Origin of the sequence: Vibrio sp. Vf1514 (assembly GCF_052076135.1) — a bacterium.
GTDB classification, from domain to species: domain Bacteria; phylum Pseudomonadota; class Gammaproteobacteria; order Enterobacterales; family Vibrionaceae; genus Vibrio; species Vibrio furnissii.
The window spans coordinates 786,957-804,848 of record NZ_CP197268.1; the positions used below are offsets into that span (position 1 = coordinate 786,957).

At 49.1% G+C, this 17,892-nt stretch carries 15 protein-coding genes; 4 read left to right on the forward strand and 11 right to left on the reverse strand.

Going from position 1 to position 17,892, the window contains the following annotated elements; all coding sequences use genetic code 11:
- Positions 1 to 64: 64 nt before the first annotated feature.
- Complete coding sequence (locus tag ACS18Q_RS18615; protein ID WP_158141889.1) at positions 65 to 559, reverse strand: DUF1097 domain-containing protein; 495 nt, start codon at positions 557 to 559, stop codon at positions 65 to 67.
- A 184-nt stretch (positions 560 to 743) separates the two neighbouring features.
- Positions 744 to 1,649, reverse strand: coding sequence for a LysR substrate-binding domain-containing protein (locus tag ACS18Q_RS18620; RefSeq protein ID WP_038152153.1), 906 nt, complete (start codon positions 1,647 to 1,649; stop codon positions 744 to 746).
- Between the two features lie 216 nt (positions 1,650 to 1,865).
- Here ACS18Q_RS18620 and focA point away from each other — a divergent pair, with 216 nt between their 5' ends.
- Positions 1,866 to 3,317, forward strand: a complete 1,452-nt coding sequence (gene focA / locus ACS18Q_RS18625) for a formate transporter FocA (protein ID WP_441258192.1) — start codon at positions 1,866 to 1,868, stop codon at positions 3,315 to 3,317.
- Positions 3,318 to 3,412: 95 nt separating this feature from the next.
- Here focA and ACS18Q_RS18630 read toward each other — a convergent pair whose 3' ends face one another.
- The 3 genes from ACS18Q_RS18630 to ACS18Q_RS18640 all read right to left on the reverse strand — a co-directional run bounded on the left by ACS18Q_RS18630 (position 3,413) and on the right by ACS18Q_RS18640 (position 4,929).
- Positions 3,413 to 3,982, reverse strand: coding sequence for a YceI family protein (locus ACS18Q_RS18630; protein ID WP_004728163.1), 570 nt, complete (start codon positions 3,980 to 3,982; stop codon positions 3,413 to 3,415).
- Positions 3,979 to 4,518 carry a cytochrome b gene (locus ACS18Q_RS18635; RefSeq protein WP_014257336.1) on the reverse strand — a complete coding sequence of 180 codons (540 nt, stop codon included), beginning with the start codon at positions 4,516 to 4,518 and terminating at the stop codon, positions 3,979 to 3,981. Before ACS18Q_RS18635 ends, ACS18Q_RS18630 begins: the two co-directional genes overlap by 4 nt.
- 162 nt (positions 4,519 to 4,680) lie before the next feature.
- A complete protein-coding gene (locus ACS18Q_RS18640) occupies positions 4,681 to 4,929 on the reverse strand; it encodes a DUF2164 domain-containing protein (protein WP_004728165.1) in 249 nt (82 codons plus the stop codon).
- A gap of 197 nt (positions 4,930 to 5,126) precedes the next feature.
- On the opposite strand from ACS18Q_RS18640, the gene ACS18Q_RS18645 reads away from it, so the two are divergent.
- From ACS18Q_RS18645 to ACS18Q_RS18655, 3 genes are all read left to right on the forward strand, one after another.
- Positions 5,127 to 5,762: a hypothetical protein gene (locus tag ACS18Q_RS18645; protein WP_041943411.1), complete on the forward strand. Its 636-nt coding sequence runs from the start codon at positions 5,127 to 5,129 to the stop codon at positions 5,760 to 5,762.
- A 166-nt stretch (positions 5,763 to 5,928) separates the two neighbouring features.
- Positions 5,929 to 6,717 carry a lipase family protein gene (locus tag ACS18Q_RS18650; RefSeq protein ID WP_014257338.1) on the forward strand — a complete coding sequence of 263 codons (789 nt, stop codon included), beginning with the start codon at positions 5,929 to 5,931 and terminating at the stop codon, positions 6,715 to 6,717.
- 355 nt (positions 6,718 to 7,072) lie between these two features.
- A complete protein-coding gene (locus tag ACS18Q_RS18655) occupies positions 7,073 to 7,882 on the forward strand; it encodes an EAL domain-containing protein (protein WP_441258193.1) in 810 nt (269 codons plus the stop codon).
- A 165-nt stretch (positions 7,883 to 8,047) separates the two neighbouring features.
- Here the strand turns inward: ACS18Q_RS18655 and ACS18Q_RS18660 are convergent, their stop codons facing one another.
- The 6 genes from ACS18Q_RS18660 to ACS18Q_RS18685 all read right to left on the reverse strand — a co-directional run bounded on the left by ACS18Q_RS18660 (position 8,048) and on the right by ACS18Q_RS18685 (position 17,804).
- On the reverse strand, positions 8,048 to 10,000 hold the full coding sequence (locus tag ACS18Q_RS18660; protein ID WP_441258194.1) for a 7TM diverse intracellular signaling domain-containing protein: 1,953 nt from the start codon (positions 9,998 to 10,000) through the stop codon (positions 8,048 to 8,050).
- Positions 10,001 to 10,239: 239 nt separating this feature from the next.
- On the reverse strand, positions 10,240 to 10,554 hold the full coding sequence (locus tag ACS18Q_RS18665; protein ID WP_004728170.1) for a cupin domain-containing protein: 315 nt from the start codon (positions 10,552 to 10,554) through the stop codon (positions 10,240 to 10,242).
- 142 nt (positions 10,555 to 10,696) lie between these two features.
- A complete protein-coding gene (locus tag ACS18Q_RS18670) occupies positions 10,697 to 13,006 on the reverse strand; it encodes an FdhF/YdeP family oxidoreductase (RefSeq protein ID WP_441258195.1) in 2,310 nt (769 codons plus the stop codon).
- Between the two features lie 10 nt (positions 13,007 to 13,016).
- On the reverse strand, positions 13,017 to 13,907 hold the full coding sequence (locus ACS18Q_RS18675; RefSeq protein WP_441258196.1) for a formate dehydrogenase accessory sulfurtransferase FdhD: 891 nt from the start codon (positions 13,905 to 13,907) through the stop codon (positions 13,017 to 13,019).
- A gap of 325 nt (positions 13,908 to 14,232) precedes the next feature.
- A complete protein-coding gene (locus tag ACS18Q_RS18680; RefSeq protein ID WP_441258197.1) occupies positions 14,233 to 16,656 on the reverse strand; it encodes a sensor histidine kinase in 2,424 nt (807 codons plus the stop codon).
- A 35-nt stretch (positions 16,657 to 16,691) separates the two neighbouring features.
- A complete protein-coding gene (locus ACS18Q_RS18685; protein ID WP_004728175.1) occupies positions 16,692 to 17,804 on the reverse strand; it encodes a response regulator in 1,113 nt (370 codons plus the stop codon).
- Between the last annotated feature and the right edge of the window lie 88 nt (positions 17,805 to 17,892).

Sequence of the window (17,892 nt, forward strand, 5' to 3'; positions counted from 1 at the left end):
GATAATTCGATACAAATTAATCGGGGGTGTCTTTTCTCAGAAGCGAGAGCTCTGCGGGGCGTGATTAGGCGATCCGCTCCGCGTCGTTCAACTCTTTTTTCAGATCAGACCGTTTTGATCGCTGATGCAACCAGACTCCGCTTGATTTCATGAGGTAGCCGAACAAACCACCGATGAACAATGAAGGGATCACAAGCTTCCAGTCGCCACTGGCGGCAAATGTCGCACATGAACCAATGAAGGTACCAGGAATGTATGCGAGCCACTGTTTACTGGCTTGAATGCACATAAAAAATGCCACAATCGCAGTAATCACATAACCGAGAATATCAATGCCAACGTAATTGGAGGCTTCGATGATCACCATCGCCCAAAACACGCCGCTTAGATTGGTCAGCAGGCTCTCTCCTAGCCCTCGCAACCCGTCTTTTGGTGAGGCGAAATAGCTGGTACATCCTAAGAAGCCAGCCCAGGACAGTAGTCCAAGTGTCACGGCTACCCAGCCCCAAATACCCGACAGAATTCCCGTAGTCAGTGAAATAGCGAACAGTGTGCTCATAATGCCCTCTACGAAGTCGCCAACCCATCGGGCTGACCACATCAGTGAATCAAGCGAGAATACTAAGAGCTAAATTGTGCCTTTACCAGTGATTTAGATCACAATAAAAATGTATGCGATAAACAAATATCATAAAAATCGTGACGCAAACGGTAAATCAACAGATTTAGGAAATATAAAACGGCTATAAAACAGAAGGTCTTCCTTTCATCATTCGCAACCCTTCGCGCTTGATGCACTCCACCAATGGGTTTTCTGCCATGTCCGCACGCCACACGAATGACAAAGTACGCTCCATATTTAGTTCAGGGACGTTGAGTGCAACCAATTGGCCATTCTGAATGAACTTCTCCACATCTAAATACGGCAGGCAAGTCAGGTAAGACCCATTCGCCACCAACGTACGTAGTACAGGCACGTGCTCGTATTCTCGCCACACATCCAGATCGGCAATCAATTTATGAATGGAGCTATCAAAGGTTTTGCGTGTGCCGGAGCCGTGTTCACGCAGCACCCATTTGGCTTGTTCTAATTGCGCCAAACTCACCACGTCACGCTTTGCAAACGGATGATGAGCCGATGCCACCACGGTCAAGTGATCGCGACACCACACTTCTTGGTGAATTCGGTTGTCGTCACAGCGACCTTCGATGATGCCCAAGTCATATTTGTAATCCAGGACGCCCTCAATCACCCCTTGGGTACTTTTGACACCAAGGTCGATTCGAATTTCTGGAAAGTCACTATCAATAATACTGATAAGGTCTGGAACAAGGTGTTCTGCGGGGGTTTGACTGGCGCCCAAACAGAGTTCACCACTGATGAGGTGCTGATCGTAAAAGCCCATTTCTATCTGTTGTGCATCCTGCAACAGCTTTTTGGCCTTTGGGCGCAGCCACATGCCCCAATGCGTTAACGCCATTTGCTTCCCCTGTCTTTCAAACAAAGGACGGCCAAGCATTTTTTCCAACTGGGCTAAAGACATGCTTGTCGCCGACTGGGTCAGAGCAAGCTTATCTGCTGCTGTACTGACGCTTCCACAATCGGCGACCGCATCAAAAACGGCTAATTGTTTTAGTGAATATCGCACTGCTTATCCTATGTGTTCTGTGAGTGAACAACTTGCTTATGAGCAAGCGGTTTCATTGTACTTGTTCATTTTGCTATATCAATACAATTGATAGGGATAAAAAAAATTATCAATTTTACCTGTGAATGTTCCGCTCGTAATCTGATCTCGAAACAGCACATAACGTGTTGTTTTCCATAAGGCGCTATTACATGAACATTCATTTGAGGAACAAATATGTCTGCAACAGGTGCTGAAAACCTAAACCATTTTTCGCCATACGAAATGATGGCAGAGGCGGAAAAGTTCGCACTCAGTAAGATAAAGAAGAACAGTAGCATGACGCTGAGTCTTGCCGTGATGGCAGGCGCGTTTATTGGTCTGGCTTTCTTATTTTATATCACCGTCACCACAGGCAGTGAATCTGCTGGCTGGGGACTGAGCCGCTTAGCGGGCGGGATTGCGTTCAGTATGGGATTGATACTGATTGTGATCTGCGGCGGTGAGCTGTTTACCAGTTCCGTCCTGTCGAGTATTTCCTGGGCGAACAAACAGATCAGTTTCGGCAAAATGCTCGCCATTTGGGGCAAAGTCTACATCGGCAACTTTATCGGTGCGATGTTTTTGCTGGCTTTGGTCTGTGCAGCCGGTCTGTACCAGCTTGATCACGGCCAATGGGGACTGAATGCCCTCAACATTGCCCAACACAAACTGCACCACACCCTACTTCAAGCATTTGCGCTGGGCGTGCTGTGTAACCTACTCGTCTGTTTGGCGATTTGGCTGACCTTCAGTTCAGCCAACGCGATGACCAAAGCCGTCATGACCATTTTGCCGGTGGCGATGTTCGTCTCCAGTGGTTTTGAACACTGTGTCGCCAACATGTTTATGGTGCCACTGGGCATTGCGATCCACACATTCGCACCAGAGTCGTTCTGGCAACAAACCGGCGTGACGGCTGCGCAATATGCGGATCTGAATGTCATGCAATTTATTACCGCCAATCTCATTCCAGTCACACTCGGCAACATCGTCGGCGGTGCCGTACTCGTTGGACTGGCGAATTGGGCCATCTATCGTCGTCCCCAATTAAAAATGGCCAATGTTCGTGCAATTACGGAAACAACAACTATCACGTCAGTGAAGGAAGCTACTATGAAAAATACTCTTAATGTCAAAGATATGATGAACACTCAACCTATCACCCTAAGCGTTGAGCAAACCACCGCGATGGCCATCGACACTTTGGTCGAACACCGTTTGAATGCAGCGCCTGTTTTAGACGTCGAAGGTCGCTTGGTGGGCATGTTATCTGCACACGACATTATGGTGGATTTGTGGTGCCAAGATTACATTCCAGACGGCGAACAAAAGGTAGTCGATTTGATGACGCGTGACGTGATTGCCATTGATGTTAACGACAAGCTAGTTGATGTAGCCGAGTTCTTCTGTATCGACAAAGACCAATTGTTCCCAACCACCAGCATGGGAATCGCGACACGCTTTAACTCACTGTCGCTAGAAGAACGCGCGAAAAGCATGAAAGTCAGCAAACCGCACACATTGCCTGTGCTGGACAACGGCAAGTTTGTCGGCCTGCTGGAACGCAACCATGTTTTAGCTGCATTAAGACCCATTTACGGCGAGCGCCTCAGCGTAGTTGAAGAACAAGAACTCGCGCGTGCTTAATCAAAAAAAACGAATAACGCAGATGGCTAACTAAAACAAAGCCCCCGTATCTCGAGGAGACCACGGGGGCTTTCTTTATTGAGACGCGCTGAAGGTTACTTCTTCACGCCTTCAATATACAGTTGCATGTCGGCGTAAGACGTTGGCCCCATCACCGCAATATTAAAGTCTTTCAACTCAAGACGCGTGGTACCGCTAAAGCCCGCGCGCTCACCGCCCCACGGATCTTTACCTGCGCCAATGAATTCAGCGTCAATCGTGATTGGTTTCGTTTGTCCGTGCAGCGTTAAATCACCCAACACTTCCAATTTGCCGTCCCCTTTATCAATCACTTTCGTGCTGGTAAAGGTTGCTGTAGCATATTTTGATGCGTCGATGAAGTCTGCACTGCGAATGTGTTTGTCACGCTCTGCGTGGTTTGAGTCGAGGCTTGTCGTATCAACAGTGACGTTCACTTTCGATGCGGCAATGTTCGCTGGGTCGTAAGAGAATTCACCGCTAAACGTGTTAAAGCGACCCATGGTGAAACTGTAGCCGAGGTGGCTAACTTTAAAGTTAACCGATGCGTGCGCACCTTTGGTGTCGATCACATAGTCCGCTGCGCTAGCGCCGAATGGCATTACCATTGCCAATGCTAAGCCCGATGCCAATAACGTCTTCTTCATTTTGATGCTCCTATCATTTTGCGTAGCGTATTATCTTGGTTAATAAAGTGGTGCTTCAAAGCAGCCGCAGCATGCAGTACTGCAATGGCAATCAATGTCCATGCAGCATACTCGTGAACCAAACCTGCTAAGTCGGATTGCCCTTCAAACAGCGCGCCAGCGCCAGGAACGGTAAACCAGTTAAACACGTCAATCCCACGGCCATCTTCTGTCGAGATCAGGTAACCTGACACAAACAGAATCATGAGGTCTAAGTAAATGAAACCATGAGCCAATTTTGCTGATACTTTTTCCCAGCTTGCCCCTTCCACCTTGGGTGACAACGTCACGACTTTCCACACGATGCGGAACAAGGTTAAGGCCAGTAATAAGATGCCAACCGATTTATGCCAATGCGGTGCCGTTTGGTACCATTGGCTGTAATACGATAAATCGACCATCCAGACACCGGCTGCGAACATGCCAATCACAACAATGGCAGACAACCAATGAACACACTGAGACGTTCGGTTGTAATGGGTGACTTCTGTACTCATGATATTTCTCTCACTGGTAGTCAGAACAACAATAATCAACCGCAAGAATATCGGTTCCTACATATTCGTAACAGAGTATTTACCAAGATTTACGCAGCGAATAGACGGCAGGATTGATGAAGACGTTCGAATAATTTGAAGACGTAGGTCAAAACAGGCGTTTTAGAATTCACTTTCTTTTTCAATTTGATAGAGCTCATCAGCGATATCAAGCATTTTGCGCTCCATCACCGACTGTGCATCTGCCAGCCCCTTATTGTAGTAAAATGGGCCGATCTTATTTGTAACAAAATCTAACAAGAACCACGCATCAAACTGTTCCAGTTCAACATCCAGTTCATCGGCACAAAATTGCTGTAACGCTAAAGCCAATGCTTCACGCTGTTGTTGTGTAAACGATACGTCACTCATGGCAGGTTTCCTTTTTATTAGGGCATTTTTTATTGCAAGTTATCCTGTTCTCCAAATTCACCATTGCGCATTTATTCGCCAACCCGCTCGTTGGATGAATGAGAACAGTGCAAAAGATCAAGAACTGGTGATTTGCTGCTCGTAGCAAGCAGCAACTGTGATAATCTTATCGAGCTTTCGTAATGGAGAACAACGCGTTGTTACTGGACATCCTCACTCAAAGTGTCAATGAATTCCAGGCGGATTGCTTAAAGCTGTGTGAAAAGCACTACCCGACGATTCATAATCAGGGCATGAGCGAACATCACCTTGGTTTGGCATTTGCCCGGCGTCTGGCACGCACACTGACCGAATTTGGCCATCGCTGTGAATACGCACCGATTGAATCTGTCTCTCAAACCGAACAGCCACATCACTATCGCATCAGTAGCGACGCAGGGACAGTTTGGGTGCTCACGCATCATATGGTCAGCGCGGGGAAAACTTGTCGTGACAAATTGATGCGCGACATCACGCAGTGGAAGCAAGAATACGGGTATGCCATCCAACCCAACGATTTGCTGCTTCTGCTAACCGACCACTGGATCAGCCGCAGCCACAAAAGCCGCGAACTCCTGCATTGGTGGACCGGCCAACTCCCGGACGAAATCGATGATTACAACGCTCAAGGTATCACGCTGTACGAAAGCGAATCCCAACTGACGCAAGCTTTAGACACCTTTTTCCATATCAGCCCTTGTTATATAAAGTTTGGTCACCCACTTAAGCGTTCGAAGAATCAACAACTGGTCCGCAAGTACATTCAGTTGTACGCCGTGTTGCAATGGGCCTAACCCAATATAGCGTCGTAATCCTTACAACCCGATTGCGACGCCATCTTATCTAGCCGTATCAATCTGATCCAACTCTATCAGTCCAACCCTATCAGGGCGATTTCGTCACATAAGGTTCATCTTTATCTCGCATAGTGGTCACCAAAGCCACTCATCCTGCATCCATGTGAAAAGCCTCAAGCGCTATCAATATGAACGCTATGCCGTTTTATGTAATTTGGCCTATCCGCGTGTGTTCAAACAAACCAATTATGGGTTTGATCCCAACGGGCAGCGGATCGTCTACAACCGATTCGGCAAGATCATGATGCGTGTGTTGTGGAGCAAACGCGACGATGAAGTGATTGTGGTGATCAAAGGCTCGCACTCTTTAGCGGATTGGGCACTCAATTTAGCCCTGTGGAAGCGTTCGACGCCGCAACTTGGGTTGCCGTATCCAATTCATGCCGGGTTTCATTACTTAATTCATCAAGAAAGCTTGCCCGGTTACAACAGCGATACGCTGGGATTGTGTGTTTTTGAACGCCTGCTGAGTTACGTTGAACCGCTGATCGCTCAGGGTAAACATGTGACGATCACCGGTCATTCATCCGGCGGTGCGGTAGGCTGCGTTCTGGCCGATCTGCTAGAAACGCGCCACCCGAAATGCATCAAACGCGTGGTGACCTTTGGCCAACCGGCGATTGGCGGGTATCGTTTTCATCAACGTTACCAGTTGTCACACCGTACCTACCGCGTGTGTTGCGATCTGGATGTTGTGACCTTTCTGCCCCCTATTCCACTCTATTATTGGCATGTGGGCAAACTACTCTGGTTACACAATGGCAAGATCTATGAAAACACCCCGACGTTTATTCGTTTGGGTCGCTCATTGGTATCGTGGCTGATTCGCCCATTTTCTTACCATTTGATGAGTCGTTACATTCGCAACAAAGATTTTTTTGATGAGCGCTAAACGCAAAGTTTGACGTCGGTCGACATTTTCCCGCAAGAAGAGACGCGCTTACATAGTAACGGTGGTGTCATGCCACAGATAAAATGCAACAAAACATTGAGACGATAAATATGTGATGTCACTCGGGTAGATATAACCTCATGTAAATTAAAGTGTTATTTAAATCATGAGCATAACGTTGATCAAAAATAGATCAAAATGAACGCTTTAAGCTCGGAATCATGGATCGGCCCTGAATTTAAAAGTTTTTATCCGATTGACATCGAACCCAGTTCGTCAATATTATGGCTATTGTCAAAATAAACACGGCATGGACGCAAAAGCACCGTGATTAATCAAGGATTACAAAGATTGTATGATTCTCTCTGACCCACAGCAGTATCAGCAATACGTCACATTCGATCCGGATGGACAATACATTGCTCATTATAAAGGTCTAACGTTACGCAGCGTATTCCAACCCATTTTCGCACGCGAACAACGTGTGGTTGGCGTCGAAGCCCTCGTCCGCATTTATACGCATTACCACACGCAGATACGCCCCGATCGCTTCTTTCACTCTGAACTGTATGGCTTGATCGACAAACTCAATGTCGAATACCTGAGCCGCTTGATTCATCTGCGTAACTTCGCTCTCTCTCATTACCGTCATCTCAAACTGTTTCTCAATGTATTGCCGCTTAGTGGCCATGCCGTCAATCAACACCTCAGTGATAGCCTGTTGTCACACCGCTTAGATGAATTGTCGTTAACCCATGATCAAGTCGTGATGGAATTGGTGGAGCTAGAATCGGACGACGATGCGCAGCTTAAAATCGCCACACGTTCACTTTCCGGCCAAGGGTATGGCATTGCGATTGATGATTTCGGATGCCGCGCGTCCAACCAAGCGCGTGTCGATTTACTGCAACCGGATATCATTAAGTTTGATCGTCACTTGCTGACTGAATACATGCAAGGCAATACGCGTTTGCTGCTCAATGCGATTGACGTCGCCAAACAAGCGAATGCTCAAACCGTGGTGGAAGGCATCGAAACCGCGCAGCAGTTGAGCGCGATGCAAGCGCTGGATATCACCATGTTTCAGGGCTATCACCTCGGTATGCCAGAAGCGATCGTGCCAACAGAGACTCAAAGCGGCATGAAAATGGCGATGGGGCAATAACAAACTATTCGATTTACAGAACGTTCGATTCACAAACCGTTCGATTTACAAACCATACGATTGAGAAACAAGAGATCAGAATGCAGCTGATCTCTTGTTCGTTTAAGCACAGTCCTTTTTGCGCGATGGCCCTTTTGAACGCTTATCCATTGAAAGGGGGATCATTTACAGCGTGGCGTGCTCTGGAATGGGCACGTCAGACACCACCACCACACCATTTTTACCATTGTGCTTGATGTCATACATGGCCGTATCGGCCGCACGGAGCGCCGTTGCAAACGAATGAGGCGCAATGGTACAGAGCGAAACCCCAATACTGGCCTGAACATGAACCACCACATCCGAATGAAGCGCAATCGGCTCGGAGATAGCCGCCAGCAATTGTACGCCAATCTGTTCTAATTCGTGTTTAGAGCGTTCCGTTTGCCCAGCAAAGAGCGCGACAAACTCATCGCCGCCCAAACGCCCCAATCCAGCATGCTCCGGAAGTCGTGACCTCATGCGCTGTGCCAATGTCTGCAGCAACATGTCACCCGCTTCATGACCATACTGATCATTCACCGGCTTAAATTCATCAAGATCGATCAAGACCACAATGGCGGTGTCGTCCGCACTGCTTGCTCGTGACTTGAGCGTTTCAAAGTAACGGTTAAGTCCGCGGCGGTTCAAAATCCCGGTCAGCGAATCAACGGTGACATGCATTTCGAGTTGGCTTTTAGCCTGCTCTAGTTCCGCCGTGCGCGCCGCGACGCGAGTTTCCAACACCTTTTCTTGCTCGATCAGTGTGTTGACTAAATCGGCCTGGGCCTTTTCTTTCTGACGTTTGAGATCATTAAACTTCGCCACCAAGGCAAACGACAGCAACAGCATCTCGACTGCCGAGCCAATTTGCATGCTATATACCGTGAAGAAATTCGAGGGCAACAAACCGGCATTGCGTATTGAGAGCAGCGATGTGCCCACCAGCAGCAACGACCAAGCGAGCACGAAAATCTTCGCCGCTGGGATTTTCAAGCGCACCGCAGCAATCCCAACCGTGAGCAGGCTGATGGTGGTTAACACCGCTTGAATCGACATGATCTTGAACGCGAGCGGAATATCGGTAAACCATGTTGCGACCACGCAAGCGCCCCACACTGCAATGGCCGACAGCACAAACTTGTCCCAACGCGGCGCATGCGTTGCTAGGTTCAAGAATCGGCGCGCAAACATCAATGCGAGCGTTGCGGCGATGCTATAACCGGTCGGCACCACGCGATCTGACGCGTGTGTGATGTCCGGCCACAGCAACAATGGGCCAATGCCATTCATGCTGGATGCGGCCAGCGCAAAGGTGAAAACAAAGCTGGCGTAGAGCAAAAAGATTCGTTGACGCAAGCCAATAAACAGCAACAAGTTATAACTACCGAGCGCAATCAACATGCCGTAGTAAAGCGATAACACCACCAATGTGCGCGTGTCCGATTTGGCATACGCCTGCTGCGTCATCAAATTTACGCTCATCGCCAGCGCTGCGTGGCTTTCACCGCGCACATACAGCGTGACCGCTTCACCGGGATGGAACATAATCGGAAATGCCGGTTTACGGCTGGCGAGCGGCCATTGATTCACAGGAACATTGCGCCCAGAGTAATAGGTTTCGATCCCCTGATTCGATACCACATAAAAACGCACGTCATCTAAATAGGCGTATTGAAACTCCAAAACTCGGTTTTGAATGTGCGTGATGTCGGACGTAACAGCCAGCTTTAACCACACCGCACTTTGGGTGTAGCCAAAATTCATCTCTTGCGTGTGTGCCGTATTTTGGAAATCGTCGCTGCGGGCGATGATGTCTTGTATCGTCAGCTGTGCCGATGTGTCGCGAAAGTACTCCGCTTTACCACTCAGCGGAATCACCGCATCACTGCGATCGGTTAACACCAAAGGCGATTGGGCAAACGCAGGTAATGGGCCAACCACAAAGAAAAGCAGCACAAGCCACATCAGGTGATGGAGCGTCAGCCGCCCACGTTGCACGGATTGGGTAACTTGATGAAGTAAGGACGTCGAATAGACGCGAGCTGACGCCAACTCGTCTTGTTGGTGGGCGTTCTGTTGATGTGGTAACGGTGCCACGTAATATCTTCCGCTCTGATGATGATCGTTGTGTTTGAAGTGCGCAGTATACCGAACTTCCAAAATCATGCCGAAGCGTTTTTATGATAATCTGGCATTTGGCGCATGATGTCGGCACGTTCGCTACAAAAATCGCACACTTTTACGAACAGCATGCGTTAAATCAAACAATAATTCACATCAATACATCAAATTACGTCTTTTTTGACGTGACATTGTCACGTGACGAGCATCATACGTCATGCGGGATAAAACACCGCCAACCAAAGTGTCACATCATCTGGGTCGGTGTATGTGACGCGATGTCGAGTATGGGCTGGAATATTCAAGTAGTCGCCCACGTGCAAGGTCTGTGATTCGCCGTTGTCAAACTCAACCGTCCCGCAACCTTGTAGCACCAACACCCATTCATGTTCCTCTTGATCGTACCAACCCTGTTTGGGGGATGTGTGCCCATGAGACAAGATACGTTCGATACGAAGGTTCGGCCGTTGTAGCAACGCCTTAAATTGCTCATCCGGGAGTGCCGTTGGAATTGCTTCAAATAGATTCATGTGCTCACCGTTCCTATGACATGGTCGTGCCACAACACATTGTGGCATTCTTTGTGATGTTTGTTGGTGATGTTGATTTGTGACACTTATTAGTGACATTGTCACCTAAAACAAAGCCCACTGAATCAGTGGGCTTCGGCGATTATTGGGCGGTTGCGAGTAACGGCGCGACTTGGGTTGGCGTGATGACCACCGCAATCGACTTCGACGTCGGTGTATCACTCAAGTCCCCTTTGCTGCTGAGGGGAATCAGCGCATTGGCTTCTGGGAAATACGCGGCCACGTTTCCTTTTGGAATATCAAACGCCACCACTTTGAACCCAACAATTTGACGCTTCACGGCATCGGTCCACAACGTTTCGATATCAACCAAATCGCCCGCTTGCAAACCTTGCTGCTCGATATCTTTCGCATTCATAAATACCACATTGCGCTCGCCAAATACGCCACGATAACGATCATCAAAACCGTAAACCGTGGTGTTGTATTGATCGTGAGAACGCATGGTTTGCAACACAAATACCGGTTTTTGGGTCATTTGTTCCGCTTCAACCGGAATAATCGACGTAGGTAGCGCGTTGTTAGTGAACTGCGCTTTGCCACTCGCCGTTTTCCAGTTCAATTCGCGCGCTGAGTTGCCAAGGTAAAAACCACCGGGGCCCGCAATGCGCTGATTGAACTGATCGAACCCCGGAATGATCTGCTCGATCAAGTCGCGAATGTTGTCATAGTTATCCGCCATCGATTGCCAATCAACCGGATTGTTGTCGCCCAGCGTTGCTTTGGCCATGCCCGCAATGATCGCCGGCTCAGAACGCATCAGTTCACCGGTCATGTCGACGCGGCCTGATGAGGCATGCACCATGGAGAACGAATCTTCAACCGTCACTTTTTGTGGCCCTGCGGCTTGAATATCGATATCAGTGCGCCCCAGACACGGCAGAATCAGTGAATCTTTCCCCGGATTGACGTGGCTGCGATTGAGTTTAGTTGCGATATTCACGGTGAGCTCGCAATTGCGCATCGCTTTCGCCACCAGCGCGGTATCCGGTGCGGCAGCAACTAAGTTACCCCCCAAGCCGATAAACACTTTGCTTTCACCGCGACTCATAGCCTGCAGTGCGTTCACAACGTTATGTCCGTGCGCTTTTGGCGGCACAAAGCCAAGGGCTTTCTCAATATTTTCCAGCAGCGCAGCCGGCGGTTTTTCATTGATGCCCACGGTGCGGTCACCCTGCACGTTGGAGTGACCACGTACCGGACACAATCCTGCGCCATCTTTACCTACCTGACCAAACAACAGTTGCAAGTTCACCAGTTCCTGAATGGTGGCCACCGAGTGTTTATGCTGGGTGACACCCATGGCCCAAGTAACAATCACGCGTTGAGCGTTTTGGTAAATATCGGCCGCTTGCGTCAGTTCTGCTTGGCTGAGACCCGATTGCTGTTCGATCTGTTCCCATGGCGTGGTACGTACAATATCCAGATACGCTTCCATGCCTTCGGTGTGCTGTGCGATAAATGCCAAATCAAATACAGATTCGCCGCGCGCTTGCGCGTTCTCGTGACGCGCCAACAGAATTTTGACCAGCCCCCGCACCGCCGCCATGTCGCCACCTAATTTTGGCATGAAATAATCACTGGTGGTGGGCGTTGAGCCATTGCTGAGCATTTCAAATGGGTTCTGCGGGTTGGTAAAGCGCTCCAATCCCCGCTCTTTCAGGTTATTGAACGCCACCACACGCGCGCCACGTTTGTAGGCTGAGGCCAAAGTTTCCAACATACGTGGGTGGTTCGTCCCCGGATTTTGGCCAAACAGGAAGATCGCATCAGCTTCTTCAAAATCATCAATCGTCACGGTGCCTTTACCAATCCCAATCGTGCGAGCTAACGCAACGCTGGTGGCTTCATGGCACATGTTGGAGCAATCTGGAAAGTTATTCGTCCCAAAGCGGCGAGCAAACAATTGATAGAGAAAAGCCGCTTCGTTGCTGGCACGGCCAGAGGTGTAGAACTCCGCTTGATTCGGATGTTCGAGCTGATTGAGATGCGTTGCCACCAATGCAAACGCATCGTCCCAGCTGATCGGTTCGTAGTGATCCGTTTCGGCATTGTAGCGCATCGGTTCAGCCAAACGTCCTTGATATTCAAGGAAATAGTCGCTTTGCTTGTTCAGCCAACTGACGGAATATTGCTCGAAAAATGCAGCGCCAACGCGGCGTGTGGTGGCTTCCCAGTTCACGGCTTTTGCGCCGTTTTCGCAGAAACGAAAACGCCCTGGTACATGTTTTTCACCCCAAGCACAGCCCGGACAGTCAAACCCATGATCTTGGTTGGTTCTCAATAGGTTAGAGATATTTTTGGCAACGTTGTGACTTTTGAACAGATGATGCGCGGTACTTTTCAGTGCGCCCCAACCACCCGCTGACCCGGTATATTCTTTAATACTCATTTTATAATTCTCACTTTCTCACTGACTGCAACCGCGAATGACCGTGGTAAATATTGAACTGCTGACGTTTGGTAAAACCGATGAGTGTGATGTCAAATTGGCGCGCCATATCGACGGCCAGTTTTGAAGGTGCGCCAACGGCGACCACCACCGGAATACGGGCAATCGCCGCTTTTTGCATGAGCTCAAAGCTGACACGTCCACTGAGGATCAACACCCCTTGCGGATGCCAGCGTTGCTCTCCAATCACTCTCCCGATCAGCTTATCGACGGCGTTATGACGTCCAACATCTTCCGCCGCCGCAATCAATTTTCCCTCAGCAAAATAACCCGCGCCATGCACCGCGCCTGTGTCTGCAAACAGCGGTTGAAGGGACGCAAGCGTACTTGGCATTTGCATGATTTGGTCTGAAGTTAACCACGCTGACTCGCTATCGACATGAATATCCTGGTGCAGCGCCAGCGCCTTCACCGAGGTTAATCCACAGAGGCCACAACTCGATTGACTGACATAACGACGCTCTTGGGTTTGAATACGTGACGCTTGTTGATAAGGCAGCGTAACAACCCAATGATTGGCCGCATGACGCGTTTCGTCATCAGCGAGGTTGAGATCGAGTATTTGATCGAATGAATCAATGATTTGCTGTGACAACAACAAACCACGAATCAAATGCGCATCTTCACCCGGCGTACGCATGGTCATGCTCCACTCTTGAATGTGGCGACGATGTGTGACGGGATCGTGCCATTGCACACTGATCTGCAACGGTTCTTCGATGGCGAGCGCATCGCGTTCAAGCGTCAGTCCCATTTCGCAATCGAAACGTTGACGATGAACACGAACAACCCCCTCAGATTGAGCGCGCTGAGGGGGCGAGGTGGTGGTTTCTTCTAACATGATTCTTATTATTGGCTGACTGACTTTCACGATAAGCATAGCAAGTCGCACCGTCGGCGATACTTCGATCCGATGCTTGTCGTGTAAAGTGGGAGCTGTGTTTACACACGTTGAGCGGAAAACTACTCCTCACTTTGCGTTTGGTCAACAAAACCATATTTTAGCCATGGTTTATTTAACCCACTTTTCGCAACCTTTCGATACATAGTTCTATCATTTCGACCCCAATAACGCGCAATATGCACAACTAGTCATAATGATAAAATAATATTCCATTAATGAAAGGTCGCATTCAATTGCCACCATTCGGGGAGATGCGCCGCATTTATCCCGTCGTTTCGTTGATGCGATCCAACAAAAACTCACGAAATTCCCGCGCGAGCTGCAAGGCGTGGTCAAAATCATACGCCGACACCGCCGTTTCCAGTTTCATACTGAGTTCGGGATTGGCTTTCTCAAAACAAGACTTGTTTTGCATGAAGTCATACACCGCTTCAAGATCGTTCTCTGCGAGCAGTTCATACAAGTGTTGTAACTTGAACTCCAGCACGGAGAAATCCAGTTGGTCGCAACTTTGCTGACTCGGTTCGACCAGCATCTCGTGCGCATCCTGCGCTTCTTCGCGTCGGCGAAGTGCTACACGCTGTGTGGTATCGATGTTCAGATCGAGCGTCAACCAAAATGTGCTGCCGTCACCGAGTCGGCTCTCGACCCCGACTTCGCCCCCCATCAAATGCGCAATCCGTTTACAAATGGCGAGTCCCAATCCGGTACCGCCGTACTTACGCGTGGTTGATGCGTCTGCTTGTTGAAAGCTCTCAAACACTTTCATTTGATCGTCAGCGCTTAAGCCAATGCCGTTGTCTTCAACACTCAAACGTAATGCGAACACCGATTCCGACGTCACCGCACCTTGAACGCGAATGGTCACATCCCCTTGTTCGGTAAACTTAATCGCATTGCTGACAAAATTGAGCATGATTTGTTTGATTCGGAAAGGATCGCCCAACAATGGCGGCAATGATTTGTCCAAATCCAGATGCAGTTTCACGCCATGTTTTTTGGCTTTGTACTCGAAAATGTCATGCACATCGTACACCAACGCGGCGAGATCAAACGGAATCTCTTCAATGTCAACTTTGCCCGCATCGATTTTCGACATATCCAAAATATCGTTGATCAGCGACAACAGATGTTTCCCCGATTTATCGATGGTGATCAGATGATTGCGCTGATCTTCGCTCAAGTTCGATGTCATCAACAAATGAGACATGCCGAGAATCGAATTCATCGGCGTGCGAATTTCATGGCTAATATTAGAAATAAACTGACTTTTGGCCATGTTGGCATTCTCAGCTTGGAGCTTGGCGTCTTTTAGCGCGCCCGTCAGTTTGTCGAGCTTGTCGCCCATGCGCATCACCGAATCTGCGGTGTCATCTAACTCTTTGAGTCGGAAACGGCGATGAGAGACGTTGAAATCACCCAGACTGACCTTGTGCACCATGTCCTGAATCGTCGCCAATGGCTGCGCAATGGCTTGACTCATTTGCTTCGAAGACAGCCAAATGAACATCAAAAACAGCGCATAGAAGCCAATCAAACCGACAATCAGAACGTAACCAATGCGTTGGTATTTGTGTTCGAGCAGCCTAGATTCTGCAAACATCTTGCTTTCATCCACAATCATCAACAGCTGCCATTTCGTTTCAGGAATCGTCGCCCACGCCACGAGTTTCTTCGCACCCTGTAATGTCATCTGGGTAATACCTTGCGCGTTCTGGCTCAGTTGTTGACTCAAGATGGCCGTGTCGGGACGTTTGTGCAGGTTAAATTGATCCGGCTTAAACACCTCTTGTGTGATGGCTTGTTGATAGTTGTGCTCTGTCAGCTCCTGCATGCCAAAATCCTGCTCGCCCTGTGGCGGCAGCGCCATCATGGTGCCCGTATTGCTTGCCAGCACCGCGTAGCCATTCCACGGCACCGACAAGTGTTGAATGCTTTCGACAATGGCGCTCACGGTGATGTCCAGCCCGACCACGCCTTCCAAAAATCCATGGTGATACACCGGTGCGATGGACGATGCCATCCAGCCCAAACCGGCGGGATCAATGTACACATCCGTCCACACCCCCGTTTTTTGAGGATTGTAGGGATAAGTCGCCAAGTAGTAGAAATTGTAATCCGGGATATTCATGTCAGGCGGGTACTGCGCCAAGGTCGAAAACCAAGGATAAATTCGATTGTAGGAGTCCCAACTGTTGAAATAGACCGCGGCCACCAGATCGTTGTTCTCTTTGATCTGTTTCATCAACGGATCCAAACTCGCCAGTTGGTAGACCTTTTCCATCTGTTTGTTTGTCGTCAACCCCGAATAATAGGATGCCGCCCCGCCCTCATCGCGCAATGAATACAGTACACCGCTTTCGCTGAGTTGAAGGTTGGCTTTTTCAGTGTCGATTTCGCCGACAGGCGTAGCAAAAATGCGCTCTGTTTCGTGGCGGTATAACGCCGTTAAGCTGGCGATGTTTTTCAGCTTTTCACCGATGATTTCGGTTTCTCGCTGCGATGAAAGTTTGAGTTCGTTGTTCACTTGCTCGTTGATATAACGCATGTTATCGGCGCTGATAAAATGGTGACTGAGCAGATAAACCGCGATCAATACCGACTCCACCAAAATCAGCGGAATGATCCCGGTTTTCACCATGGAACGCCAGACCCACGCTTGTGTCGTGATGGTGTTTGATTTCATCGTTCTACCACGCTGCTTCCAGTGTATTTGATGCGCTAATTGGCATAGCGAAGCGCAACAGCGTACAACTCTTCATTGATCGCCATAAACACATCCACGATGTCCGGATCAAAATGAGTTCCACGCCCTTCCCAAATCAACTGCACCGCATCTCGATGAGTGAATGCTGGCTTATACACACGCCGACTGATGAGTGCATCGTACACATCGGCGATAGCCATCAAGCGCGCCGCAAGAGGAATATCGTTTCCTGCCAGTCCAAGCGGGTAGCCGCGCCCGTCCCAATGCTCATGATGGGCATACGCGATGTCTTTGGCATAACGCAGGAATTCGATCGATTTTCCCGTCACCAGTTCCGCTTTTTGAATCGCTTCATAGCCAATCGTGGTATGCGTTTTCATGATTTCAAACTCGTCTTCGGTCAGCTTGCCTTGCTTGAGTAGAATGGTGTCGGAAATGCCAATTTTACCGATGTCATGTAACGGCGCGGATTTGTACAGCAGATCAATGGTGCGATCGTCGAGTTGCAAGGCGTAATGTGGATTGTTGCGCAGGTTTTCCGCCAACAGTTTAATGTAGGTTTGCGTCCGGCGAATGTGGTTGCCTGTTTCGTTGTCGCGTGTCTCGGCCAGCGAAACCATGGCATAAAACGCGACGTCTTGAATGGTGTGCAGTTCCTCGCGTTGTCGAACGAGTTCTTGCGTCCGACGCGCCACCTCATTTTCCAGAGAGGCTTTTTCACCCCGCAGAATGTCATGGGCAAGTTTGAGTGACACATGTGCTCGCACCCGCGCTTTGACAATGTCGGGATGGATCGGCTTGGTGATGTAATCCACCGCGCCCAGTTTGAGCCCTTTGTATTCGTCGAGTTGTTCTGATTTGGCGGTGAGGAAAATGACAGGAATATGCGCCGTGGTCGGATTGGCCTTGAGTTGTTCACACACGGCAAAACCATCCATATCCGGCATCATGATATCGAGCAGAATGAGATCAGGGCTGGTGCTTTCAGCAATGCTGATCCCTTTCAAACCACTGTTTGCACCTTTGATTTTGTATTCCTCCTTGAGCAGTTGATACATCAGCGTCAAGTTCTCAGGAATATCATCAATCACAAGCAACGTCGGTTTAGACGACGACACATCAAACATCGGGAGACTCCTCTTCACTGCGAACGAACCTTGTCGTCGCATCAACACACGGTTGATTTGCAATCACACTTTCTAAACGTGCTGAGCC